Annotated in this window: 19 protein-coding genes; 9 read left to right on the forward strand and 10 right to left on the reverse strand. The window is 62.2% G+C overall.

The window, feature by feature from the left end:
* Positions 1-123 precede the first annotated feature (123 nt).
* Positions 124-2388 (reverse strand): bifunctional 23S rRNA (guanine(2069)-N(7))-methyltransferase RlmK/23S rRNA (guanine(2445)-N(2))-methyltransferase RlmL, encoded by a 2265-nt coding sequence (gene rlmKL / locus AC1RMG_RS27550; protein ID WP_053150032.1) that lies wholly within the window; start codon positions 2386-2388, stop codon positions 124-126.
* Between the two features lie 544 nt (positions 2389-2932).
* Here rlmKL and rmf point away from each other — a divergent pair.
* A complete protein-coding gene (gene rmf, locus AC1RMG_RS27555; RefSeq protein WP_015634760.1) occupies positions 2933-3148 on the forward strand; it encodes a ribosome modulation factor in 216 nt (71 codons plus the stop codon).
* Between the two features lie 133 nt (positions 3149-3281).
* Here the strand turns inward: rmf and AC1RMG_RS27560 are convergent, their stop codons facing one another.
* Positions 3282-4301, reverse strand: coding sequence for a quinone-dependent dihydroorotate dehydrogenase (locus AC1RMG_RS27560; RefSeq protein WP_011060197.1), 1020 nt, complete (start codon positions 4299-4301; stop codon positions 3282-3284).
* Between the two features lie 232 nt (positions 4302-4533).
* On the opposite strand from AC1RMG_RS27560, the gene AC1RMG_RS27565 reads away from it, so the two are divergent.
* The 8 genes from AC1RMG_RS27565 (at position 4534) to cobA (ending at position 16204) form a co-directional block, all read left to right on the forward strand.
* Positions 4534-5745 carry a CmpA/NrtA family ABC transporter substrate-binding protein gene (locus AC1RMG_RS27565; RefSeq protein ID WP_368994438.1) on the forward strand — a complete coding sequence of 404 codons (1212 nt, stop codon included), beginning with the start codon at positions 4534-4536 and terminating at the stop codon, positions 5743-5745.
* A gap of 15 nt (positions 5746-5760) precedes the next feature.
* Positions 5761-6336 (forward strand): ANTAR domain-containing response regulator, encoded by a 576-nt coding sequence (locus AC1RMG_RS27570; RefSeq protein WP_015634757.1) that lies wholly within the window; start codon positions 5761-5763, stop codon positions 6334-6336.
* 344 nt (positions 6337-6680) lie between these two features.
* A complete protein-coding gene (locus tag AC1RMG_RS27575; protein WP_493170749.1) occupies positions 6681-7889 on the forward strand; it encodes a nitrate/nitrite transporter in 1209 nt (402 codons plus the stop codon).
* 7 nt (positions 7890-7896) lie between these two features.
* The gene (locus AC1RMG_RS27580) at positions 7897-9567 is read left to right on the forward strand and encodes a bifunctional protein-serine/threonine kinase/phosphatase (protein ID WP_041116865.1); all 1671 of its coding nucleotides are present in this window, start codon (positions 7897-7899) and stop codon (positions 9565-9567) included.
* A gap of 390 nt (positions 9568-9957) precedes the next feature.
* Complete coding sequence (gene nirB, locus AC1RMG_RS27585) at positions 9958-12411, forward strand: nitrite reductase large subunit NirB (protein WP_125062697.1); 2454 nt, start codon at positions 9958-9960, stop codon at positions 12409-12411.
* Complete coding sequence (gene nirD, locus AC1RMG_RS27590; protein WP_015634753.1) at positions 12408-12725, forward strand: nitrite reductase small subunit NirD; 318 nt, start codon at positions 12408-12410, stop codon at positions 12723-12725. The genes nirB and nirD overlap by 4 nt, the downstream gene beginning before the upstream one ends.
* The gene (locus AC1RMG_RS27595; protein ID WP_493170751.1) at positions 12725-15442 is read left to right on the forward strand and encodes a nitrate reductase; all 2718 of its coding nucleotides are present in this window, start codon (positions 12725-12727) and stop codon (positions 15440-15442) included. Before nirD ends, AC1RMG_RS27595 begins: the two co-directional genes overlap by 1 nt.
* Before the next feature lie 9 nt (positions 15443-15451).
* Positions 15452-16204, forward strand: coding sequence for a uroporphyrinogen-III C-methyltransferase (gene cobA, locus AC1RMG_RS27600; protein WP_041116862.1), 753 nt, complete (start codon positions 15452-15454; stop codon positions 16202-16204).
* A gap of 76 nt (positions 16205-16280) precedes the next feature.
* On the opposite strand, the gene AC1RMG_RS27605 is transcribed toward cobA, so the two are convergent.
* From AC1RMG_RS27605 to ppsA, 8 genes are all read right to left on the reverse strand, one after another.
* Positions 16281-17258, reverse strand: coding sequence for an OmpA family protein (locus AC1RMG_RS27605; RefSeq protein WP_011060196.1), 978 nt, complete (start codon positions 17256-17258; stop codon positions 16281-16283).
* 107 nt (positions 17259-17365) lie between these two features.
* Positions 17366-17956, reverse strand: coding sequence for an RNA polymerase sigma factor SigX (gene sigX / locus AC1RMG_RS27610; RefSeq protein WP_011060195.1), 591 nt, complete (start codon positions 17954-17956; stop codon positions 17366-17368).
* A gap of 88 nt (positions 17957-18044) precedes the next feature.
* Positions 18045-18869, reverse strand: coding sequence for a mechanosensitive ion channel family protein (locus AC1RMG_RS27615; RefSeq protein WP_008048604.1), 825 nt, complete (start codon positions 18867-18869; stop codon positions 18045-18047).
* A 2-nt stretch (positions 18870-18871) separates the two neighbouring features.
* Positions 18872-19117, reverse strand: coding sequence for a hypothetical protein (locus AC1RMG_RS27620; RefSeq protein ID WP_011060193.1), 246 nt, complete (start codon positions 19115-19117; stop codon positions 18872-18874).
* A gap of 63 nt (positions 19118-19180) precedes the next feature.
* Positions 19181-20176 carry a zinc transporter ZntB gene (locus AC1RMG_RS27625; RefSeq protein ID WP_011060192.1) on the reverse strand — a complete coding sequence of 332 codons (996 nt, stop codon included), beginning with the start codon at positions 20174-20176 and terminating at the stop codon, positions 19181-19183.
* 25 nt (positions 20177-20201) lie between these two features.
* Entirely contained in the window at positions 20202-20693 is a 492-nt protein-coding gene (gene rraA, locus AC1RMG_RS27630) for a ribonuclease E activity regulator RraA (RefSeq protein ID WP_011060191.1), read from the reverse strand.
* 247 nt (positions 20694-20940) lie between these two features.
* Positions 20941-21930, reverse strand: a complete 990-nt coding sequence (locus AC1RMG_RS27635; protein ID WP_015634749.1) for an alpha/beta fold hydrolase — start codon at positions 21928-21930, stop codon at positions 20941-20943.
* A 102-nt stretch (positions 21931-22032) separates the two neighbouring features.
* Positions 22033-24408 carry a phosphoenolpyruvate synthase gene (gene ppsA / locus AC1RMG_RS27640; RefSeq protein ID WP_041116859.1) on the reverse strand — a complete coding sequence of 792 codons (2376 nt, stop codon included), beginning with the start codon at positions 24406-24408 and terminating at the stop codon, positions 22033-22035.
* Between the last annotated feature and the right edge of the window lie 97 nt (positions 24409-24505).

Below are 24505 nucleotides of genomic sequence, written 5' to 3' on the forward strand. Positions count from 1 at the left end.
CACGCCAGCGAGTTTGGGCATCATCCGGACCAAGTGTGAGTTATAGCTATTAGCCACTAATTTGACCAGCGCTAAACAGCCCCCGAAACCTGAAAAAACAGGCCTCGGGGACATATCCGGCCATCAGCGTGCGGTGACTTTCCAGGCACGGTGGATTTTGCCGTTGCGGGCGAAATCCGGATCGATGGTTTTCGCCGTGATTTCCTCGATCTGGTAGCGCGCGGCGAGGTTTTCATCCAGCTGGAACTTGCGGAAGTTGTTGGAGAAATACAGCACGCCCCCCGGCGCCAGGCGTGCCATGGCCAGGTCCAGCAACTGCACCTGGTCACGCTGCACGTCGAACACCCCTTCCATGCGCTTGGAGTTGGAGAAGGTCGGCGGGTCGATGAAGATCAAGTCGAACTCGTCACGGCAGCTGTCCAGCCAGGCCATCACATCGCCCTGCTCCAGGCGGTTCTTGTCGGAGAAACCGTTGAGCGAGAAATTGCGGCGTGCCCAGTCCAGATAGGTTTTCGACAGGTCGACGCTGGTGGTGCTGCGCGCGCCGCCCTTGGCCGCGTGCACACTGGCGGTGGCGGTGTAGCAGAACAGGTTGAGGAAACGCTTGCCCGCCGCCTCTTGCTGAATACGCATGCGCATCGGCCGGTGATCGAGAAACAGCCCGGTATCCAGGTAGTCGGTAAGGTTCACCAGTAGCTTGATCCCGCCTTCACGAACTTCGGTGAACTGGCCCTGGGCACTCTGGCGCTCGTACTGCTTGGTGCCGCTCTGGCGCTCGCGACGCTTGATCACCACCCGGCTCTTGTCGACATTCAACGCCTGGGGAATCGCCGCCAGGGCATCGAACAGACGTGCCTGGGCCTTTTCCGGGTCCACCGATTTGGGCGCCGCGTACTCCTGCACGTGCACCCAATCCTGGTAGAGGTCGATGGCCAGGGAGTATTCCGGCATGTCGGCATCGTAGACACGGTAGCACTCGATGCCCTCGCGCTTGGCCCACTTGCCCAGTTGCTTGAGGTTCTTTTGCAGGCGGTTGGCGAACATCTGCCCGCCCTCGCTCAGGCGCGCCTGTTCGACCACGGGAGCAGGAGCCGGGGCCGGCTTGATCGGGTTGCCATTCTTGTTGTACTGGCGCACGGGTGCTTCGTCCGCGGCGGCCTGGGCCTGCTCGCGTTCCACCTGGCGCTGCTCGGCGGTGCGGCGCTCGCCGGTGACGAACTGATCCGGCAGGACCTTGATCAGCAGCAGCTTGCAGGGCAAGGCGCCGTTCCAGAACGAGTACTGTTTATGGCTGCGGATGCCCATGCGCTTGCCCAGGTCCGGGGCGCCGGTGAACACCGCCGCTTCCCAGTTCAGGCAGGCCTGGCGCAGGCGCTCGCCGAGGTTCTGATAGAGGTACAGCAGGCTGGCTTCGTCACCCAGGCGCTCGCCGTAGGGTGGGTTGCAGATCACCAGGCCTTTCTGGTTCTGGTCCGGGCGCGGCTCGAAGGTGCCCACTTCGCCCTGGTAGATCTTGATCCACTCGCTCAGGCCGGCGCGCTCTACGTTGTTGCGGCCGGGCTGGATCAGACGCGGGTCGGCTTCGTAGCCGCGGATCCACAGCGGTGGCTTGGCCAGGCCGGCCTGGGCCCGGGCCAGCGCTTCGTCGTGCAGCTTGCGCCACAGCGCCGGCACGTGGCCGAGCCAGGCGGTGAAGCCCCATTGTTCACGCTTGAGATTGGGGGCGATGTCCGCGGCAATCATCGCCGCCTCCACCAGGAAGGTGCCCACGCCACACATCGGGTCGGCCAGGGCGCCGCCTTCGGCAGCGATGCGCGGCCAGCCGGAACGGATCAGGATCGCCGCCGCCAGGTTTTCCTTGAGCGGCGCGGCGCCTTGCTGCAGGCGGTAGCCGCGCTGGTGCAGGCTGTGACCGGAGAGGTCCAGGGAGAGGATGGCTTCGCCGCGGTCCAGGCGCAGGTGGATGCGCAGGTCGGGGTTGAGCTTGTCCACCGAAGGGCGCTCGCCGGTCGGAGTGCGCAGCTTGTCGACAATGGCGTCCTTGACCTTCAGGGCGCCGAAGTGGGTGTTGTCGATGCCCGAGCCATGGCCGCTGAACTCCACGGCCAGGGTGCCGTCGGCCAGCATGTGGTCCTGCCAGTCGACATCCAGCACGCCGTGGTAGAGATCCTCGGCGTCCTTCATCGGGAAGCGCTTGAGCACCAGCAGCACCCGGTTGGCCAGGCGCGACCACAAGCACAGGCGATAGGCCGTCTCCATGTCGGCCATGCCGCGCACGGCAGAAGTGTGCTCACGCGCTTGCTCAAGGCCAAGCCCGACGGCTTCCTCGATCAGCAGGCCTTCAAGGCCTTTGGGACAGGTGAGGAAGATTTCGTAACGATCCGACATGGGAATACCAGGGCCTTTAGCAATAAGTGAACGGGCAACGCATCGCCCGTTCGGTTTTCAATCAAGCGCTTTTCTTCAAGAGCGCTCGTGTGGCGCGAAACTGCGCCGTCCCACCCCGGCAGGCTGGCTTTCTTGCAGGGCAAAAGAGCTTAGAGGCCGGGACAGATAAAAAGTCAGGGCAACAAAATGACATAAGTCGACCCTTCGTCGAATAGTAGTTGAGTGCAACCGTTCGACATTCTCACTAAAGCATTAACCTCATCATCTAGTGAGAGGCTGATCACAGGGGGCTTTGCGTGACAGGCACGATACAAAACCGCCCCAGGCTTATGGCCTGGACAGCATTATCGTTACGTCCTTATGACAAAACGATCATTCACTTGCTGTGACCTATTGGTTAGAACTCAACACAGGTTGGCGCCGCAACGGCGTCAACATCAAGGCTCGCGACGCCGGCAGCGAGCACCAACGGCAGAAGCAATCTGCCCGACCTCAACGAAGGTCGACGGGACATAAAGCAGTCAACAAGTGAGGGAAACACCCTATGAGAAGACTAAAGCGTGATCCGTTGGAAAAAGCGTTTTTACGCGGATATCAGTATGGCGTTAATGGCAAGTCCCGTGAGCTTTGCCCATTTACTCTACCGTCGGTACGCCAAGCCTGGATTAACGGCTGGCGAGAAGGACGCGGCGACAACTGGGACGGTATGACAGGCACTGCGGGCATCCACAGACTCAACGAACTTCGCGCTGTCGGCTGATCAGGGCACATTCCGACACCTAAAACTTGAATAGATGACGACTTAACCACGCACGCCCCATCCGGGCGGCGGGCTTCGGCCCAGGGGCTCCTTCGAGGAGCCCTTTTTTATGCCCGCGTGCCGTCCCTCCCTCTCAGCCCATGGCCGCGATGGCATCCACCGACTCGCGAATCAGCGCCGGCCCCTTGTAGATGAACCCCGAATACAGCTGCACCAGGCTGGCGCCCGCAGCGATCTTCTCAGCCGCGTGCTTGCCTTCGGTGATGCCGCCCACGGCGATGATCGGCAAACGGCCGGCCAGTTCAGCAGCCAGTACCTTGACCGTGTGGGTGCTCTTTTCCCGTACCGGTGCGCCGGACAGGCCGCCGGCCTCGGCGCCATGCTCCAGGCCTTCGACGCCTTCACGGCTCAAAGTGGTGTTGGTGGCGATCACTGCATCCATGCCGGTTTCAAGCAGGGCGCGGGCCACTTCCACGGTTTCCTCGTCGCTCATGTCCGGAGCGATCTTGATGGCCAGCGGTACACGCTTGCCGTGGATCGCAGTCAGTTCCTGTTGGCGCTGGCTCAAGGCCGCCAGCAGTTGCTTGAGCGACTCGCCAAATTGCAGGCTGCGCAGGCCCGGGGTATTGGGCGAGCTGACGTTGACCGTGACATAGCTGGCATGGGCATAGACCTTGTCCAGGCAGATCAGGTAATCATCCACCGCCCGCTCCACCGGGGTGTCGAAGTTCTTGCCGATATTGATCCCCAGCACGCCCTTGTATTGCGAGGCCGCGACCCGTGCCAGCAGGTTGTCGACCCCCAGGTTGTTGAAGCCCATGCGGTTGATGATGGCCTCGGCCTGAGGCAGGCGGAAGATCCGCGGCTTGGGGTTGCCCGGTTGCGGGCGTGGGGTGACGGTGCCGATCTCGACAAAACCAAACCCCAATTGGGCGAAGCCGTCGATGGCTGCGCCGTTCTTGTCCAGGCCCGCAGCCAGCCCTACCGGGTTCGCAAACTCCAGGCCCATGACCTTGACCGGCATCTGCGCCGGGGCCTTGCACAACAGCCCGTTAAGGCCCAAACGCCCGCCCGCGCCGATCAGGTCCAGGGACAGATCGTGGGAGGTTTCCGGGGAGAGTTTGAACAACAGCTGGCGGGCCAGGGTATACATGGGCGGGATGAACTCGGTTGGCGGCGAAATAGGGCGCCGATTATAGCCGGCCCCGGGGCTTGCAGGCGAGGCGCGAAGTGAAATCCCCGCCGGGCTGGCATATGCCTTGCACTCTCATGTGCATGCAGACCTCGGCCAAGGGCGGCTGAGGTCCCAGGACAATGGCGTCGTCACCCGCCCCGGCCTCATCCGGTCGGCGGGTACGACGCTTTTTTATGCAAGGTGCCACGTCATGAACGATCTCCCCAACACCCCGCTGGCCTGGGTCAACGGCAGCGATGCCCCGGAAAAGTCCGCCATCAACCTGGGCTTCATGGCCCTGACCGATTGCGCCTCAGTGGTGGTCGCCGCCACTCAAGGCTTCGCCCAACCCTACGGCCTGACCCTGAACCTCAAGCGCCAGAGTTCCTGGGCCAGCCTGCGGGACAAGCTGGTGAGCGGCGAGCTGGACGCCGCCCACAGCCTGTATGGACTGATCTACGCGGTACACCTGGGTATCGGCGGCACCAACCCCTGTGACATGGCAGTGCTCATGGGCCTGAACCAGAACGGCCAGAGCATCAACCTGTCCCGGGAACTGCAAGCCCTCAAGGTGACCAGCCCTGAGACATTGGACCGCCATGTGCACCAAAGCCGGGCACGACTGACCTTCGCCCAGACCTTCCCCACCGGTACCCACGCCATGTGGCTGTACTACTGGCTGGCCAGCCAGGGTATCCACCCGCTGCAGGATGTCGACAGCGTAGTGGTGCCGCCACCGCAGATGGTGGCTCATCTGCAGGCCGGGCGCATCGACGGGTTCTGCGTCGGCGAACCCTGGAGCGCCAGTGCAGTGCAGCAGGATCAGGGTTTCACCCTGGCCACCAGCCAGGCGATCTGGCCGGATCACCCGGAAAAAGTCCTCGGCTGCACCCGCGCCTTCGTCGAGCAATACCCGAACACCGCCCGGGTCCTGGTGATGGCGATTCTCGAAGCCAGCCGCTTTATCGAGCAAAGCCCGGAAAACCGCCGCAGCACCGCCCAGTTGCTGAGCGCTGCCGATTACCTGAATGCACCGCTGGACTGCATCGAGCCGCGGCTGCTGGGGGATTACGCCGACGGCCTGGGCAATCGCTGGCAGGACCCCCACGCCCTGCGCTTTCACCATCATGGCGCCGTCAACCTGCCCTACCTGTCCGACGGCATGTGGTTCATGACCCAGTTCCGGCGCTGGGGCCTGCTGCGGGAAGACCCGGATTACCTGGGCGTCGCGCGCCACGTGCAGCAGCTGGAGCTATACCGCGAAGCCGCCACCGCGCTGGGCATCGCCGCCTGGGGCCAGGACATGCGCAGCAGCCAGTTGATCGATGGCAAGGTGTGGGACGGCTCTGAGCCTGCCGCCTATGCCCGCAGCTTCCGCCTGCATGCGATGAACGGCACCCCTCCCCTTGTTGCCCAGCGCTGATCGGAGCCCGCGAACATGCTGCGTATCCTGCTGATCAACGACACCGCGAAAAAAGTCGGAAGGCTCAAGGCCGCCCTCAGCGAAGCCGGTTTCGAGGTGATTGACGAATCCGGCCTGACCATCGACCTGCCGGGCCGCGTCGAAACAGTGCGTCCGGACGTGATCCTGATCGATACCGAGTCACCCAGCCGCGATGTCATGGAGCAAGTGGTGCTGGTCAGCCGCGATCAACCCCGGCCCATCGTGATGTTCACCGATGAACACGATCCGGGGGTAATGCGCCAGGCGATCAAGTCCGGGGTCAGCGCCTACATCGTCGAGGGCATCCAGGTCCAGCGCCTGCAGCCTATCCTCGACGTGGCCATGGCGCGCTTTGAAAGCGACCAGGCCCTGCGCGCGCAACTCCAGGCCCGGGACCAGCAACTGGCCGAGCGCAAGCGCATCGAACTGGCCAAGGGCCTGTTGATGAAGATGAAGGACTGCGACGAAGAACAGGCCTACACCCTGATGCGTCGCCAGGCCATGAGCAAACAGCAGAAGCTGATCCAGGTCGCGGAACAGATCATCGCCATGCAGGAACTGCTGGGCTGACCTGCGCCCCGTAGGAGCCGGCTTGCCGGCGAATAGGCCTCTGAACCTTGCGCCAGTCTTGAGGGTGCCTTCGCTGGCAAGCCAGCTCCTACAGCGAACCTGCCCATGCGAGCCAGCATCGGCCGCAGGTTGGCGCGGCTCTTGCTATCAGATCCACACCGGTAACCAACGGCGGTTGCCCCACCTACGACAAAGACGTCGCGCGCCCTGCTCGCCCTCAACGAGCCGGGTGCCGACGTTTTTTCGTTTTGGCCCCACTGACCGGGGTCGGTGGCGCGGCCGTGGCGGCGCTCCACCTGCAAGCTCATGACGACTCCAACGACTCTTATCAGCTGAGGTGCGCGATGAATTCAAGCTTCTGGAAATCCGGCCACACCCCGACCCTGTTCGCGGCCTTTCTGTATTTCGACCTGAGCTTCATGGTCTGGTATCTGCTAGGGCCCCTGGCAGTGCAGATCGCCGCCGATCTGCACCTGAGCACCCAACAGCGCGGGCTGATGGTGGCCACGCCGATCCTCGCCGGCGCAGTACTGCGCTTCATCATGGGCCTGCTGGCCGATCGCCTGTCACCTAAGACCGCCGGCCTGATCGGCCAGGTGATCGTCATCGGCGCGCTGTTCATGGCCTGGAAGCTGGGCATCCACAGCTATGAGCAGGCGCTGCTGCTGGGGGTATGCCTCGGCATGGCCGGGGCTTCCTTCGCCGTGGCCCTGCCCCTGGCCTCGCAGTGGTACCCGCCGCAGCACCAGGGCAAGGCCATGGGCATCGCCGGCGCCGGCAACTCCGGCACGGTGTTCGCCGCCCTGCTGGCACCGGTACTGGCAGCGGCCTATGGCTGGAGCAATGTGTTCGGCCTCGCCCTGATTCCCCTGCTGGTGACCCTGGCGCTGTTCGCCTGGCTCGCCAAGAACGCCCCCCAACGGCCCCAGGCCAAGTCCATGGCCGACTACTTCAAGGCCCTGGGTGATCGTGACAGCTGGTGGTTCATGTTCTTCTACAGCGTGACCTTCGGCGGCTTCATCGGCCTGGCCAGCGCCCTGCCCGGCTACTTCAACGACCAGTACGGTCTGAGCCCGATCTCCGCAGGCTACTACACCGCCGCCTGCGTCTTCGGCGGCAGCCTGATGCGCCCTCTGGGCGGCGCCCTGGCCGACCGTTTCGGCGGTATTCGCACCTTGCTCGGCATGTATAGCGTGGCGGTGGTGTGCATCGCCGCCGTAGGCTTCAACCTGCCCAGTTCCTATGCGGCGCTGGCGCTGTTCGTCTGCATGCTCGGTCTCGGCGCAGGCAATGGCGCGGTATTCCAACTGGTGCCGCAGCGCTTTCGCCGGGAAATAGGGGTCATGACCGGGCTGATCGGCATGGCCGGCGGCATCGGCGGTTTTGCCCTGGCGGCGGGCATGGGTGCGATCAAGCAGAGCACCGGCAGCTATCAACTGGCGCTGTGGCTGTTCGCCAGCCTCGGGGTCCTGGCCTGGTTCGGCCTGCACGGGGTCAAGCGCCGCTGGAGAACCACCTGGGGCTCCGCCGCCGTGACTGCGGCGCGGGTCTGAGGGCGTCATGGGCCTGCAATTGAGCCACGCCGAGGCCAGCGCCACCGGACCGCGGGCGGAAAATCAGGACGCCCTGCGCCGGGTCACCCCGGCGCCGGACCTGGCCGCAAGCAAAGGCCTGTTGTTCGCCATCGCCGACGGTGTGAGCCAGTGCGCCGACGGCGGCCTCGCCGCCCGTTCAAGCGTGCAGGCCCTGGCCCTGGACTACTACGCCACCCCGCAAACCTGGGCTGTGGCCCAAGCCCTGGAACGCCTGCTGGTCGCCCAGAATCGTTGGCTCCAGGCCAACGGCGGCGGCCAGCCACTGCTCACCACCCTCAGCGCTTTGGTGTTGCGGGGCCGGCGCTTCACCCTGGCCCATGTCGGCGACTGCCGGGTCTACCGCTGGCACCGGCAGCAGTTGCAACGCATCAGCCAGGACCACGTCTGGGAGCAACCGGGCATGCAGCATGTGCTCAAGCGTGCCCTGGGCCTGGACCAACATCTGGTGCTGGACTTCCTCGACGGCGAACTGCGCCAGGGCGAAAGCTTCCTGATGCTCAGCGATGGAGTCTGGGCCACCCTGGGCGACAGCGCCATCGCTGCCATTCTGCGTGACCAGACGGACCCGGACAGCGCTGTACAGACCCTGGTCCGCGCCGCCCACCTGGCCGGCAGCCAGGACAACGCCAGCGCGCTGCTGGTGCGAGTCGATGAGCTCGGCGAAAGCAGCCTCGGTGACGCCCTGCTGCAGCTGCAGCAATGGCCCCTGCCGCCGCCGCTGAAACCCGGCCAGCGCTTCGAGGGCTGGCAAGTCGAGGCATTGCTCAGCCACAGCCAGCAGGCCTTGCTGTATCGGGTACACGACGAACAGCAACAAACCTGGCTGCTGAAGACCTTGCCCCCGGCCCTGCACAACGACCTGACGGCCTGCCAGGGACTGCTATGCGAAGAATGGCTGCTGCGCCGCGTTGCCGGGCGTCACTTTCCCCAGGTACACAGCGCAACTTCACGCCAGCACCTGTACTACCTGATGCGCGAATACCCGGGCCGTACCCTGGCACAACTGCTTCGCCAGAACGGCCCCTTGCCCCTGGCCCAGTGGCAGCCCCTGGCCGAGCATCTGCTACGCGCAATCGGTCTGCTGCACCGGCGGCAGATCCTGCACCGGGATATCAAACCGGACAACCTGCTGCTGGGGGACGATGGCGAACTGCGGGTACTGGATTTCGGCCTGGCGTACTGCCCCGGCCTCTCGGCGGACCCGGCACACCTGCTACCCGGCACCCCGAGCTTTATCGCCCCGGAAGCCTTCGACGGTGAACCTCCCGGCCCGCAACAGGACCTCTATGCGGTAGGCGTCAGCCTGTACTACCTGCTGACCGGGCACTACCCCCACGGCGAGATCGAAGCCTTCCAGCGCCCGCGTTTCGGCGCAGCGACGAACCCCGGCCGCTACCGCCCGGACCTGCCGGAATGGTTGGCACAAAGCCTAGAGCGCGGGGTGAATGCCGATCCGGCACAGCGCTACGAAACTGCCGAAGAATGGCTGCTGGCGCTGGAACAGGGCGAACGCCGCAGCTTGAGCACCAGATCGCGGCCATTACTGGAACGCGAACCGCTGAAAGTCTGGCGCGGCATCGCCCTGCTCGCCTTGCTGCTCAACCTGATCTTGTTGCTGTCACTGCTGCATCACTGAGGCCATCGGGTGGGTGGCCTTGCTCCTCAAACTCCCGACAAACCTCAGGCCCCTGCGTCCCTAGGAGCCGTTGATCCAAACGCGACCCGATCTGCCACAAAGAGCCGAAACAGGGCATAGCGTCTCAATTCAGTGCAACAGCCGAGATCAGCACGCACAGAACCTTCATCAAAGCTCAATAAAACCAGCACCTCGGCCACTTGGCACAGGCGCTGCATTGCGTCAGGCAACAGACATAAAGCCCGGCCTTCAACGACGAAGGCAGGCTTCCCGAGAGAACGGGATCGGACAAAGGCGTCCTCGTCAGGCCACTGACGGGACGCCTTTTTTGTTTGCGCGCATTTTGTCGAGCCAGGCGTCACTGACCCTGCCTGAGCTCCGGAGAAGCCCATGAAAAGACTCAAACTGGTGATGATCGGCAACGGCATGGCCGGGGTCCGCACCCTGGAAGAACTGCTCAAGCTGAGCGATGAGCTGTACGACATCACGGTCTTCGGCGCCGAACCCCACACCAACTACAACCGCATCCTGCTGTCGCCGGTGCTGGCCGGTGAACAGACGTTCGAGGACATCGTCCTCAACGACCTGGACTGGTACCTGGACCACCACATCAAGCTGCTGCTCAACCGCAAGGTGGTAGAGATCGACCGGATCAGGCGCCGGGTGATCGCCGAGGACGGCAGCGAAGCCGAGTATGACCGTCTGCTGATCGCCACCGGCTCCACGCCCTTTATCCTGCCGATTCCCGGCAAGGACCTGCAGGGGGTGATCGGCTATCGCGACATTGCCGACACCCAGGCGATGATCGACACGGCCAGGACTCACACCCATGCGGTGGTGATCGGCGGCGGCCTGCTGGGGCTGGAGGCCGCCAACGGCCTCAAGCTGCGCGGCATGGATGTGACCGTGGTGCATATCGGCGAATGGCTGCTGGAGCGACAACTGGACCAGACCAGCGGCCAGTTGCTGCAAAACGCCCTGGAAAGCCGCGGCCTGAAGTTCCGCCTGTGCGAACAGACCCAGGCCCTGATCGATGCCGGCAATGGTCGGGTCGGGTCGGTGCAGTTCAAGAATGGCGAGATCATCCCCGCCGATCTGGTGGTGATGGCCGCCGGCATCCGTCCCAACACCGAGCTGGCGGAACGGGCCGGCCTGCCCTGCAACCGCGGGATACTGGTCAACGACACCCTGCAAACCTTTGACCCGCGCATCTACGCCATCGGCGAGTGCGCCAGCCACCGCGGTATCGCCTACGGCCTGGTGGCGCCGTTGTTCGAACAGGCCAAGGTCTGCGCCAACCACCTGGCCCAACTGGGCTTCGCCCGCTACCAGGGCTCGGTGACGTCCACCAAGTTGAAGGTCACTGGCATCGATCTGTTTTCCGCCGGGGATTTCATGGGTGGCGACGGTACCGAAACCATCACCCTCGCCGACCCCATTGGCGGGGTCTACAAGAAGCTGGTGATCAAGGACGACGTGCTGGTCGGCGCCTGCCTGTATGGCGACACCGCGGATGGCGGCTGGTACTTCCGGCAGATCCGCGAGCAGCAGGCCATCGGCGAGATCCGCGACCACCTGATGTTCGGTGAGAACGCGTTGGGCGACGTCGGCCATCAGGGCCAGGACAAGGCCATGAGCATGGCCGACACTGCCGAGGTCTGTGGCTGCAATGGGGTGTGCAAGGGCACCATCGTCAAGGCCATTCAGGAACAGGGGCTGTTCAGCGTCGACGAGGTCAAGAAGCACACCAAGGCCGCCAGCTCCTGCGGCTCCTGTGCCGGGCTGGTGGAACAGATCCTGATCAATACCGTGGGCGGCGCGGCGGACGTCAAGCCGAAAAGCGAAAAAGCCATCTGCGCCTGCAGCGACCTGAACCACGGGCAGATCCGCCAGGCGATCCGCGACCAGCACCTGCTGACCATCGCCGGCACCATGAGCTACCTCAACTGGCGCACCCCTAACGGCTGTGCCACTTGCCGTCCGGCGCTGAACTACTACCTGATCTCCACCTGGCCGGGGGAAGCCCGGGACGATCCGCAATCGCGGCTGATCAACGAACGGGCCCACGCCAACATCCAGAAAGACGGGACCTACTCGGTGGTGCCGCGGATGTGGGGCGGCGTGACCAATCCGTCCGAGCTGCGACGCATCGCCGATGTCGCCGACAAGTACCAGGTGCCCATGGTCAAGGTCACCGGCGGCCAGCGCATCGACCTGCTGGGCATCCGCAAGGAAGACTTGCCAGGAGTCTGGAAAGACCTGGACATGCCGTCCGGCCACGCCTACGGCAAATCCATCCGCACCGTGAAGACCTGCGTCGGCAGCGAGTTCTGCCGTTTCGGCACGCAGAACTCCACCCAGCTGGGAATCGAGCTGGAACACGACCTGTTCAACATGTGGTCGCCGCACAAGGTCAAGCTGGCGGTCTCCGGTTGCCCGCGCAACTGCTCGGAAGCCGGGATCAAGGACGTGGGCATCATCGGCGTCGATTCGGGCTGGGAGATGTACATCGGCGGCAACGGCGGGATCAAGACCGAGGTGGCGGAGTTTTTCGTCAAGCTCAAGACCGCCGAAGAAGTGCGCGAATACAACGGCGCCTTCCTCCAGCTGTACCGCGAAGAAGCCTTCTACCTCGAACGCACCGTGCACTACCTGCAACGGGTCGGCATGGAACACGTGAAAAAGGCCGTGCTGGAAGACCCGCAGCGGCGCAAGGCGCTGAACGAGCGCCTGCAGTTCTCCCTGTCCTTCGAGCAGGACCCATGGCAACAGCGCCTGGCCGAGCCGCAGCTGAAAAAAGAGTTCGAGTCGATCCCCGTAAAACAACTGGAGGTGCCGGCATGAACTGGCTGGATATCTGCGCCCTGGAAGAAATCAACACCCTGGGCTCGCGCATCATCAAGGGCCCCAAGGGCGATATCGCAATTTTTCGTACCAGCGATGATCAAGTCTTCGCTCTCGACGATCGCTGCCCGCACAAGGGCGGGCCGCTATCCCAGGGGCTGATCTACGGCAAACGGGTAGCCTGCCCGCTGCACAACTGGCAGATCGATCTGGAGTCCGGGCAGGCCCAGGCCCCAGACCACGGCTGCGCCCACCAGCATCTGGCCCGAGTGGAAAGCGGCCGGGTGCTGCTGGCCCTGCAGGATGCCGGGTAATGGAGCGCCAGAGCACGGCCTCGACCTGCTGCTACTGCGGGGTCGGCTGCGGGGTACTGATCGAGCATGACGGCCGACATATTCTCGGGGTCAGTGGCGACCCGACGCACCCGGCCAACTTCGGCAAACTGTGCAGCAAGGGCGCCAGCCTGCACCTGACCGGCGACCACGCGGCCCGCGCGCTGTACCCGGAACTGCGCCTGGGCAAGGCCCTGGCCCGCAACCGCTGCGACTGGGACAGCGCCCTGGAACATGCCGCTGGGGTGTTCGCCCAGGCCATCGCCGAGCACGGCCCGGACAGCGTGGCGTTCTATATTTCCGGGCAACTGCTGACCGAGGACTACTACGCCTTCAACAAACTGGCCCGGGCCCTGGTGGGCACCAACAACATCGACAGCAATTCCCGGCTGTGCATGTCTTCGGCGGTGGTGGGCTACAAGCGCAGCCTGGGGGCCGACGCGCCGCCGTGCAACTATGAGGATCTGGAGCAAAGCGACTGCGTGATGATCGTCGGTAGCAACATGGCCTACGCCCATCCGGTGTTGTTTCGTCGCCTGGAACAGGCCAAAAGCCAACGCCCACAGATGAAAGTCATAGTGATCGACCCGCGTCGTACCGACACTTGCGACCTGGCTGACCTGCACCTGGCGATCTTGCCCGGCACAGATGTCGCTTTATTTCACGGCATCCTTCACCTGCTGCTGTGGGAGGACTGGATCGACCGGGATTTCATCCAGCAACACACCGAGGGCCTGGTGCAGCTCAAGGCCCTGGTCCGCGACTACACCCCGCCGATGGTGGCCCAGCTGTGCGGCATCAGCCTCGAGCAATTGCAGGAATGCGCCCAGTGGGTGGGCAATGCGCCAAGTTTTCTGTCCCTGTGGTGCATGGGCCTGAACCAGTCCAGCGCCGGCAGCGCGAAAAACAGTGCATTGATCAACCTGCACCTGGCCACCGGGCAAATCGGCCGCCCCGGTGCAGGCCCCTTCTCGCTCACCGGTCAGCCCAATGCCATGGGTGGGCGCGAAACCGGCAGCTTGAGCAACCTGCTGCCTGGACACCGCGAGGCTGCCGACCCGGATCACCGCGCCGAAGTCGCCGCCTACTGGGGCGTGGAGCAACTGCCCGCCAGCCCTGGCTTGAGCGCAATGGAGCTGTTTGAACAGATGCGCAGCGGCCGCATCAAGGCCTTGTGGATCGCCTGCACCAACCCGGCGCAATCCCTGCCGGACCAGAACCGAGTGCACGAGGCGCTGCTGAACTGCCCTTTCGTGGTTCTGCAGGAAGCCTTTGCCACCACCGAAACCGCGGCATTCGCCGACCTGTTACTGCCAGCCGCCAGTTGGGGCGAAAAACAAGGCTCGGTGACCAACTCCGAGCGCCGGGTTTCCCATGTCCGCCAGGCCGTTGCCGCCCCCGGCGAGGCCCGAGCGGATTGGGCGATCACCGTGGATTTTGCTCAACGCCTGGAGCGATTCCTGCGCCCCGGCCTGCCGAGCCTGTTTGCCTTCGATAGCGCCGCCCGGGTGTTCGATGAATACAAGAGCCTGACCCGCGGCCGCGACCTGGATCTGAGCGGCCTCAGCCACGAGTTGCTCGACCGCCTCGGCCCACAACAATGGCCCTTCCCTGAAGGCGCGACGCAGGGTACTGAGCGCCTGTATGTACACGGGATCTTTCCCACCGCCAATGGCCGTGCGCGTTTTGTCAGCGACCCTTATGTAGCAGCCAAGGAGCAGCGGGACGCACGCTTCCCCCTGACCCTGATCACCGGCCGCCTGCGCGACCAATGGCACGGCATGAGCCGTACAGGCACTGCGGCGCAGTTGTTCGGCCATGTCAGCGAAGCCTTGCTGAGCCTGCATCCGGACGAACTGCGGCGCCAACGCCTGCGAGATGGAGGACTGGTGAACCTGAAGAGCCGGCGCGGCAGCGTAATCGTGGCGGTGACCGGCGATGACAGCGTGCGCCCCGGGCAAGCCTTCCTGCCCATGCACTTCGGCGATCGCTTCCTCAAGGGCGGGGTCAATGCCGTCACCCAGCCCGCCTTCGACCCCTTGTCCAAACAGCCGGAACTCAAGCACAGCGGCGTGCGCCTGGAACCGGTGCTACTGCCTTGGCAACTGTTCGTGCTGATTGAAGGTGATGTGCAGGCGCATTTCCGGGCCCTGCGCCCTCTTTGCCAGGCTCTGGCCTATGTCAGCCTCAGCCTGACCGGTCGCGAGCGCCCGGCACTGGTGATTCGCGCCGCCCATGCGCAAGCACCACAAGCGGCACTGCTTCAGGCCATCGACCGGCAATTGCAGCTCGACACAGGCCCGGTACTGGCCTACGACGACCTGCGCCGGGCCATCGGCAAGCGAGTGCGGATCGAACAGGGGCGAATTATCGCCATCCGTTTGTCCGGGGAAACCCTGGCACAGCATTGGCTGCACGAGCTGTGGCAGCAAGGCCGCGCCGATGAACAACTAAGGCGCTGGCTGCTGGCGCCGATGAGTGCACCGCCAGACGCCAGCGGCCTGGGCGGACAACGGGAACGCATCTTGTGCAATTGCAGGAACGTCAGCCACAGCGCGGTCTGCGCCGGAATCGCGCAAGGCCTGGATATGGAACAACTGAAACAGCAACTGGGTTGCGGCAGCCAATGTGGCTCCTGCGTGCCGGAGATCAAGCGCCTGCTCGCGGCTTGCGTGCAACCTGTCGTCGCCCTGGAGTGAGGAAACCCTATGAATGCAAAAGTCTGGTTGGTAGGCGCTGGCCCCGGAGACCCGGAGCTGCTGACCCTCAAGGCCGTACGCGCCCTCGGTGAGGCCGATGTGGTGCTGATCGATGACCTGGTGAACCCTGCCGTGCTGGAGCATTGCCCCGGGGCGCGTGTGATTCCGGTGGGCAAGCGCGGCGGTTGTCGCTCGACGCCCCAAGCCTTTATCTACCGCTTGATGCTGCGCTACGCCCGACAGGGCCGCTGCGTAGTGCGCCTCAAAGGCGGCGACCCGAGCATTTTCGGGCGTGGCGGCGAGGAGGCACAGTGGCTCAAGGCACGGGGCATCGAAGTGGAGCTGGTAAACGGCATAACCGCCGGCCTGGCAGGTGCCACACGCTGTGATATTCCCCTGACCCTACGCGGCGTTGCTCGAGGCGTGACTCTGGTAACTGCTCATACGCAGGACGACAGCCAACTGAACTGGCAGGCGCTGGCACACAGCGGAACGACCCTGGTGATCTACATGGGCGTGGCGAAGCTGGCGGAGATTGCCGAGCAGTTGCTCGGTGGTGCACTGGCGGCGGATACGCCGGTGGCGATGATTGAAAACGCCTCGCTGCCGCAGCAGCGCGAATGTCGCAGCGTACTGGCGAACATGGAACGCGACGCCCAGGTTTTCGCCCTCAAGAGCCCGGCAATCCTGGTTATCGGGGCAGTCGCGGCAACCGCGTCGGTCACGGCCCTTACCTCTGAAACCCAGGTGCAACTGGCCTGACTCTCGCGCCAGGAAGGCAAATCGCAGGTAAAGAAAAACCCGGCCTAGGCCGGGTTTTTCCAAGCTACAAGACTAATTACTTAGCTTGAGCTTCTACCGAGGCTTCTACGCGACGGTTAACTGCGCGACCAGCTTCAGTTGCGTTGTCAGCAACTGGGCGGGACTCACCGTAACCAACGGATTGAACGCGGTTAGCGCCAACGCCGTACTGGTTAACCAGAACTTGTTTAACGGCGTTTGCACGACGCTCAGACAGCTTCTGGTTGTAAGCGTCAGGACCGACGGAGTCAGTGTGACCTTCAACAACGGTGGTGGTCTGTGGGTACTGCTTCATGAAGTCAGCGAGGTTCTTGATGTCAGCGTAGCTGTTAGGCTTGACGACCGACTTGTCGAAGTCGAACTTCACGTCCAGCTCAACACGAACCACTTCAGCAACTGGAGCTTCTGGAGCTGGCTCTGGAGCTGGAGCTGGTGCTACTGGAGCTGGAGCGACTTTGCCGCCGCTGCCACCGAAGTTCACACCCAGACCGATGGTAGGAGCGTAGTCCCACTTGCCGTTGTCCAGCTTGTAGTCAGCTTCAACGCCAGCACGGGCGAACAGGTTGTCGGTGATGTACCACTTAACACCAGCGCCTGCAGTCAGGAAAGTCGACTGGTCGCGACCGCTGTGGCCGTCGGCCTCAACGTTGGTCATGCTCTTGTGAGCAACACCGCCGGAAACGTATGGACGCAGAGCGTCACCCACGGTACCAAAGTGGTACTGAGCGTTCAGGCCGAAGTTGTCGCCTTTGATTTTCTGGTTACCAGTACCGTCGTTGGAACGGGTGTGGTTGGTCTTGTCGTAGGTGGCGTTCAACGACAGATCGTCGGTCAGGAAGTAGCCGATCGATGCGCCTGGGTTGAAGCCGTCTTCAACGTGATTAACGCTGTCGTTGTACTGTTTTTTGTAAAACAGTTCACCCTCGACCGCGCCTTGGCCTTGCGCCAGAACGCCGAACGAAGTCACGGCAACAATAGAACCAATGGCAATGCCCAAGGTGTTTTTCAGTTTCATCCGTTAAATCCCCATCTGGTGATTGTAAAGCAGTCCCACATACCGGGGGACAACTCGGCGGTAAGTCTATCAGAACTCACCTAGACGTAAGAGATATTTGCGCCGAACTAAGTTTCAGCAATACCTGCAAATTTCTCACGCAATTTATCAAGAGCACGTTTGTAACGCATCTTTGTAGCACTCAACCCCATATGCATGATGTCCGCGATCTCTTGAAATTCCAGCTCTGCGACAAATCGTAGCACCAGAATTTCCCGATCAATCGGGTTCACATGCACCAACCAGCGGTCAAGTCCGCCCTTTTCCTCAGGTTTCGGCGCCTTCTCTTCAGAGGCCTCCTCGAGGGGGTCAAGACTTAAAGCGTCCATCAACCGACGCTTGCGCCGCTCCTTGCGATACTGCGTGATGCATTCGTTGTACGTGATGCTATATAGCCATGTCTTGAACTTCGATTTACCCTCAAAGTTCTTAAGGCCATACAGCACCTTCAACATCACTTCCTGACAGACATCATCCGCATCCCGATCGTTCCCCAGATAACGTGCACAAACATTAAATAGGGTCCTCTGATAGCGCCGCATCAACTCTTCATAGGCGCGTGTTACGTGAAACAGCTCCGTATGTGAGCGCGCAACCAACTCCTCATCAGAGAGCTCACGGGGGTCATAGCGCGTGGATAGCGATTGGGTTTTATTCAAAACGAGTCGTGCCGACAGTCAGGTCAATGTCCGCCGCAGCCCGATGACGGGCATTTTGCGGCGGCATACATTAGCAGGGTTTGCCGGGTTAGCGGCTACTTACATGCTGCTCCAGCAGGATCCGATTGGAGAGAGAGACTAGCTCACCCTCATCGGTCAGCAATGTAGTTTTAACCGTGCCAATCTCTTCGATCTGGCCTTCGACCTCACCAACACGTACTTGTTGCCCAACCTGATACAACTCACGCACATAGATTCCCGCAAGAATCTGCCCGGCAATTTCCCGGCTTCCCAACCCCATGGCCAGCGCAACAGCCAGACCAACGGTAATCAATACAATGACGATCACATGGTTGAGCAGGTCGGTTTTGACCTCCAACTGACTGATCGCCACGGAAATACTGATGATGATCACCAACCCCTGGGCAATTCGCCCCAGGCCGCTGGCGTAATCCAGGCCTACGCCTTCTGCGGCGCCGCGTACCAGGCCATTGGCCAGTTGCGCCAGCAAAACCCCCACCAGCAGCACCAGCGCAGCACCGAAAACCTTCGGTAAATACAGCGCAAGCATATCGAGCGTAGCCGAAACTCGCTCAAGGCCAAGGGATTCAGCAGCAGAAACCAGAAAAATCAGCAAAACGAACCAATAGACGATCTTGCCGATCAGGGTCGAGATGGGTACCTGCAAACCCGCACGAGACAGCAACTTGGTCAGGCCGGTGCCGCCCATGAGGCGATCCAGGCCCAGCTTGGCCAGCAATTTCGAGAGCAGGGTATCGAGCAGCTTGGCCACCACGAAGCCCAGCAACAGCACCACCAACGCGCCGAACAGGTTCGGAATGAAGTTCGCCACCTTGGTCCACAAGGCGGTCATCGCCGTGACGAGGCTCTGCGTCCAGAGATCCAGTTCCATATTCAATCAGCCTTATCAGCAGTGCGAGCAGAAGATTTACGACGAGAAACCGGCGCAATATGAGCCGATCCGTTATTCAAGGCGATCATCAGCGCCGGCAGCCAGCGGCCCAGAAGGCTGAACAGATCCCCCGCCCCCACCTGACGGTTGGCGGTTTTCAGTACGCGGCCCAGGCAGGCATCGTCATCGCGGCTCGATGGCGAGGCTTTGAGCATGTCACGCAAAGACTGTTCAAACGGATCGTGCATACGCACCTCTGGTGATGTCTGAAAAAGACGCGATCAGATTTATTCGGGTCACATGAAGCATCATCACACCCAGCGCAAACGACGAAACAACCACCATTGCCCCACGGCCACCGCCAACAATAAAAGGCAGGCGATGATGAAACCATAAGGGCTGGCCGAGAACGGAATGCCGCCAACGTTGATCCCCAAAAGGCCGGTGAGAAAACTCATCGGCAGGAAGATCCCGGTAATGATCCCGAAGCGGTACATGGTGCGATTCATGCGCACGCTCAAACGCCGGTCTTCGGCCTCCAGCACAAGCCCCACGCGCTCTCGGGTCAATTCCAGCTCTTCCAGGTAACGGGTCAGACTGTTGTGCAACTCGTTCCAGTAATCACCATCATCCACGGCGAACCAGGGCAGTTTTATCCGGCTCAACTGGGCGAAGATATCCCGCTGCGGAGCCAGGAAGCGCTTGAGCCCGGCAGCCCGCCGACGGATCTGCAAAATGCTGCCGTGCTCGGGGGTATACCGTTCGTCGGCATCCAGTTTTTCTTCCTCGCCATCGACCACTTCCGAGAGGTCGCTGACCAGGTTCTGCACCTTGTGGGTCAGGTACTCGGCCATATAAAGGAGGAGTTCGGCAGACGTCTTCGGCCCTCGGCCCTCGGCAAGCTGCACCAGCAACTCATCGGTGGCGCGCAACTGACGCAGGCGCAATGAAATCACACGCTGGGCAGAGGCAAAGATCCGCACCGAGACCATGTCTTCCGGCTCGGCCCCCGGGTTCAGGTTGATACCCCGCAGAAACAGCAGCAACTCCGAGTCCGGGAGCGCCAGCAGGCGTGGCCGGGTGTTTTCCTCCAGCAGCAGGTCACAGCTGAACTCGCTCAGGCCGCTGGAGCGACGCAACCAGGTCTGGGTCTGCGGATGACTGCGATCCCAATGCAGCCACAGGCTTTCATGGGCCTGCAGTTGCAGGTCGTCGAGCTCAGTCCGGGCAATCGAACGCGCACCGCCTTCACCATCCAGCACCAGGGCATGTACCAGCCCCCATTGCGCGTTTTCTTCCTCGAACATCCGCATCCCTTGTCAGGTCGATTGTTTATTCAGGCATTTTCAGCGGGCTTGGCGAAACGATCACGCCATTGTTGTCGGCGTAGACATACTCGCCAGGACGAAAAGTCACACCGGCAAAGGTCACCGCCACATTGAGGTCGCCGATGCCGCGCTTGTCAGTCTTCATCGGGTGGCTGGCCAGGGCCTGGACGCCAAGATCGGTCTGGGCGATGACATCCACATCACGGATACAACCGTAGATCACCAATCCTTCCCAACCGTTTTTTGCGGCTTTCTCGGCCAGCATGTCGCCCAGCAGGGCGCGGCGCAGCGAGCCGCCACCATCCACCACCAACACCTTGCCCTGCCCCTTGAGTTCCACTTGTTCCTTGACCAGCGAGTTGTCCTCGAAGCACTTGATGGTGACGATTTCACCGCCAAAGGAATCGCGACCACCGAAATTGCTGAACATCGGCTCTACCACCTGCACCAGGTCCGGGTAGGCGTCGCACAGGTCGGGAGTGAGGTAATGGTTCATCGAGAAACTCCTGTAACAGAAAGAACACGATCGAAGGTGTCGGTGCTGCCTTATATAGATACGCGCCCAGACCGCAGATGTTTAACCTGCAAGGCCTGATGAGCGAACCCGCCTGCCCCGTATTTTCGCAGCCAGGCGAGCGGAACGGAAAGCCGACTCAATAACTGAATGTGACCAGAAAAGCGCAATGCGTCATATCTTAGCCGCAAGCGCTATCGAGCGAAATGCCCTTGTCAGAGCCTTCGCCTCAAACCGCAGCCACGGGTTCGGCAACAGAAACCAGCAATGGAGCCTGCTGATCCTTGAGCCAGCACGCGACCAGCGGCCAGACCTCAGTCTGCGCCGGTTTGCTCACCAGCATCTCGACGTGACCGAAATTACCGCTGAATCCCTGCTCGCGCCCCAGGCAGACAAATTGTTTCTGCTCGCTGCCCAACTGCTCGAACAACTTGCGACAGGCCCAGGTCGGATCCTGATGATCCCCTGCGGCACTGACTGCCAGTGCCGGCACCGTAACCTGCGCCAGGCCCGCCCACCAATCCTTGTCGGCATCGCCGAAACGACCAAACAATCCATGCCAGCGCATGCTCTCCAGAGCCAGCCCGATGGGCTCGTCCTCGGGGCCGCGCTTGAGCCGCGAGCCGGACAACTGGGCAAAGCGCTTGATCACCAGGCGCCCACCCCACTCCACCATCGGGATCTTCAAGGGCCAGTAGGTACGGCTGATCTGGGTACCGAAAAACGCCGCCGAAGCCACGCCCGCATCACCCAGGTATTGCCCGCCCAACGCCGCCGCCAGGGTAGTGCCGCCCAGGGAATGACCGATCCAATGGGGAACCTGCGCACTTTGCTCACGGACGAAGGCGGCAATTGCCGGCAAATCGTACCGAGCGTAGTCGGCGACACGGTTCTTGCGGTAGTCGGCATTGCGGCGCGACAAACCGTGACCGCGCATTTCAGGAATCCACACATCGAAGCCTGCGCGGGCCAGATAGGCCCCCAGCCCGATGCCCTTGGGCGAATACCAGAAACGTCGATTGGAAAAGCTGCCATGCAGCAGGACCACGGGGATCCCCCGGGCTTCAGGCTCATCGGCCAGCCCCAGGCGGGTGACGGCCAACTCCACGGAAGGGTCGGGACTGTTGCCGGGCTTCAAGCGATAGACATCTTCGCTGAGGTCGCCTCGACGCTCGGCACTGATCAAGGCGACCGGAAATAGGTTGCTGCTGCTTTGCATATTCTTCTTGCACAAAAAAGGGCGGCATCCAGAAGAAGCACGCCCTGCTTGAATCTTCAAGAGCCAGCCAGCCTTGCGACCGACCGGCTCTGCACTCACCGATTACGCCGCGCCCTGACCTTCAGCCAGGAAGAACCAGGTTTCCAGTACCGAGTCCGGGTTCAGCGAAACGCTTTCAATGCCCTGCTCCATCAGCCACTTGGCCAGGTCCGGGTGGTCCGAAGGCCCCTGGCCGCAGATGCCGATGTACTTGCCAGCCTTGTTGCAGGCGGCAATGGCATTGGCCAGCAGCTTCTTGACCGCAGGATTACGCTCGTCGAACAGGTGGGCGATGATCCCCGAGTCACGGTCCAGGCCCAGGGTCAGTTGGGTCAGGTCGTTGGAGCCGATGGAGAAACCATCGAAGTACTCGAGGAACTCGTCAGCCAGAATGGCGTTGGACGGCAGTTCGCACATCATGATCACGCGCAGGCCGTTCTCGCCGCGCTTGAGGCCGTTTTCAGCCAGCAGATCAACTACTTGGCTGGCCTCGCCCAAGGTGCGCACGAACGGCACCATGATTTCGACGTTGGTCAGGCCCATCTCGTTGCGCACGCGCTTCAGGGCGCGGCATTCGAGCTCGAAGCAGTCACGGAAGGATTCGCTGATGTAACGCGAAGCACCGCGGAAGCCCAGCATCGGGTTCTCTTCTTCCGGCTCGTAGAGCTTGCCACCGATCAGGTTGGCGTATTCGTTGGACTTGAAGTCCGACAGACGCACGATGACCTTCTTCGGTGTGAACGCCGCAGCCAATGTGCTGATGCCTTCAACCAGCTTGTCGACGTAGAAGTCCACAGGATCGTGGTAGCCGGCAATACGCTTGTCGACGCTGTCCTTGATCTCTTGTGGCAGCCCGGCGTAGTTCAGCAGTGCCTTGGGGTGCACGCCGATCATGCGGTTGATGATGAACTCCAGGCGGGCCAGGCCCACGCCGGCGTTCGGCAGCTGGGCGAAGTCGAAGGCACGGTCCGGGTTGCCGACGTTCATCATGATCTTGAACGGCAGCTCCGGCATGGCATCCACCGAGTTCTGCTTGATGTCGAAGCCCAGTTCGCCTTCGAAGATGAAACCGGTGTCGCCTTCAGCGCAGGAAACGGTCACGCCCTGGCCATCTTTCAGCAGCTCGGTGGCGTTGCCGCAACCCACTACTGCCGGAATGCCCAGCTCGCGAGCGATGATTGCTGCGTGGCAGGTCCGGCCGCCGCGGTTGGTGACGATGGCGCTGGCGCGCTTCATCACCGGCTCCCAGTCCGGGTCGGTCATGTCGGAGACCAGCACGTCGCCGGCCTGGACCTTGTCCATCTCGGACACGTCCTTGATGATCCGCACCTTGCCGGCGCCAATGCGCTGGCCGATGGCACGGCCTTCCACCAGCACGGTGCCGGTTTCCTTGAGCAGGTAGCGCTCCATGACATTGGCCTGGGTACGGCTCTTCACGGTTTCCGGACGGGCCTGGACGATGTACAGCTTGCCGTCGTCGCCGTCCTTGGCCCATTCGATGTCCATCGGGCACTGATAGTGCTTCTCGATGATCATCGCCTGCTTGGCCAGCTCGCTGACTTCAGCATCGGTCAGGCAGAAACGCGCGCGATCGGCGGCGTCCACGTCCACGGTTTTCACCGAGCGACCAGCCTTGGCTTCGTCGCCGTAGATCATCTTGATCGCCTTGCTGCCCAGGTTGCGGCGCAGGATGGCCGGACGACCGGCTTCAAGGGTGTTCTTGTGGACGTAGAATTCGTCCGGGTTGACCGCGCCCTGGACCACGGTTTCACCCAGGCCATAGGCGCCGGTGATGAAGACCACGTCACGGAAGCCCGATTCGGTGTCGAGGGTGAACATCACGCCGGCAGTGCCGGTTTCCGAACGCACCATGCGCTGCACACCGGCAGACAGGGCCACCAGCTTGTGGTCGAACCCCTGGTGCACGCGGTAGGAAATGGCGCGGTCGTTGAAGAGCGAGGCGAACACTTCCTTGGCAGCGCGAATCACATTGTCCACGCCACGGATATTGAGGAAGGTTTCCTGCTGGCCGGCAAAGGAGGCGTCCGGCAAGTCTTCGGCAGTGGCCGAGGAACGCACGGCCACGGCGATGTCGGGATTGCCCGCCGACAGTGCGGCGAAGGCGGTACGGATCTCGGTGTTGAGGCGCTCGGGGAACTCGGCCTCCATGATCCACTGACGGATCTGCGCTCCGGTCTTGGCCAGGGCGTTGACGTCATCGACATCCAGCGCATCGAGCGCCGCATGAATCTGGTCGTTCAGACCACTCAACTCAAGAAAATCACGATAAGCCTGAGCTGTCGTGGCGAAGCCACCAGGGACCGATACGCCCGCACCTGCGAGGTTGCTGATCATCTCGCCCAGGGATGCGTTCTTGCCCCCCACATGCTCAACATCGTGTTTGCCGAGCTTATCGAGGGAAACTACGTACTCTACCAAGGTGATCTCTCCACTAACTGTGTTGGAAAAGCTCAGAAGCCGGCTGCTCCAGGGAGCGTTTGCCCGCTATATGGCCTGGACCTGGAAAATAAGTGAG

The organism is Pseudomonas sp. GW822-FHT04H02, from assembly GCF_058800645.1.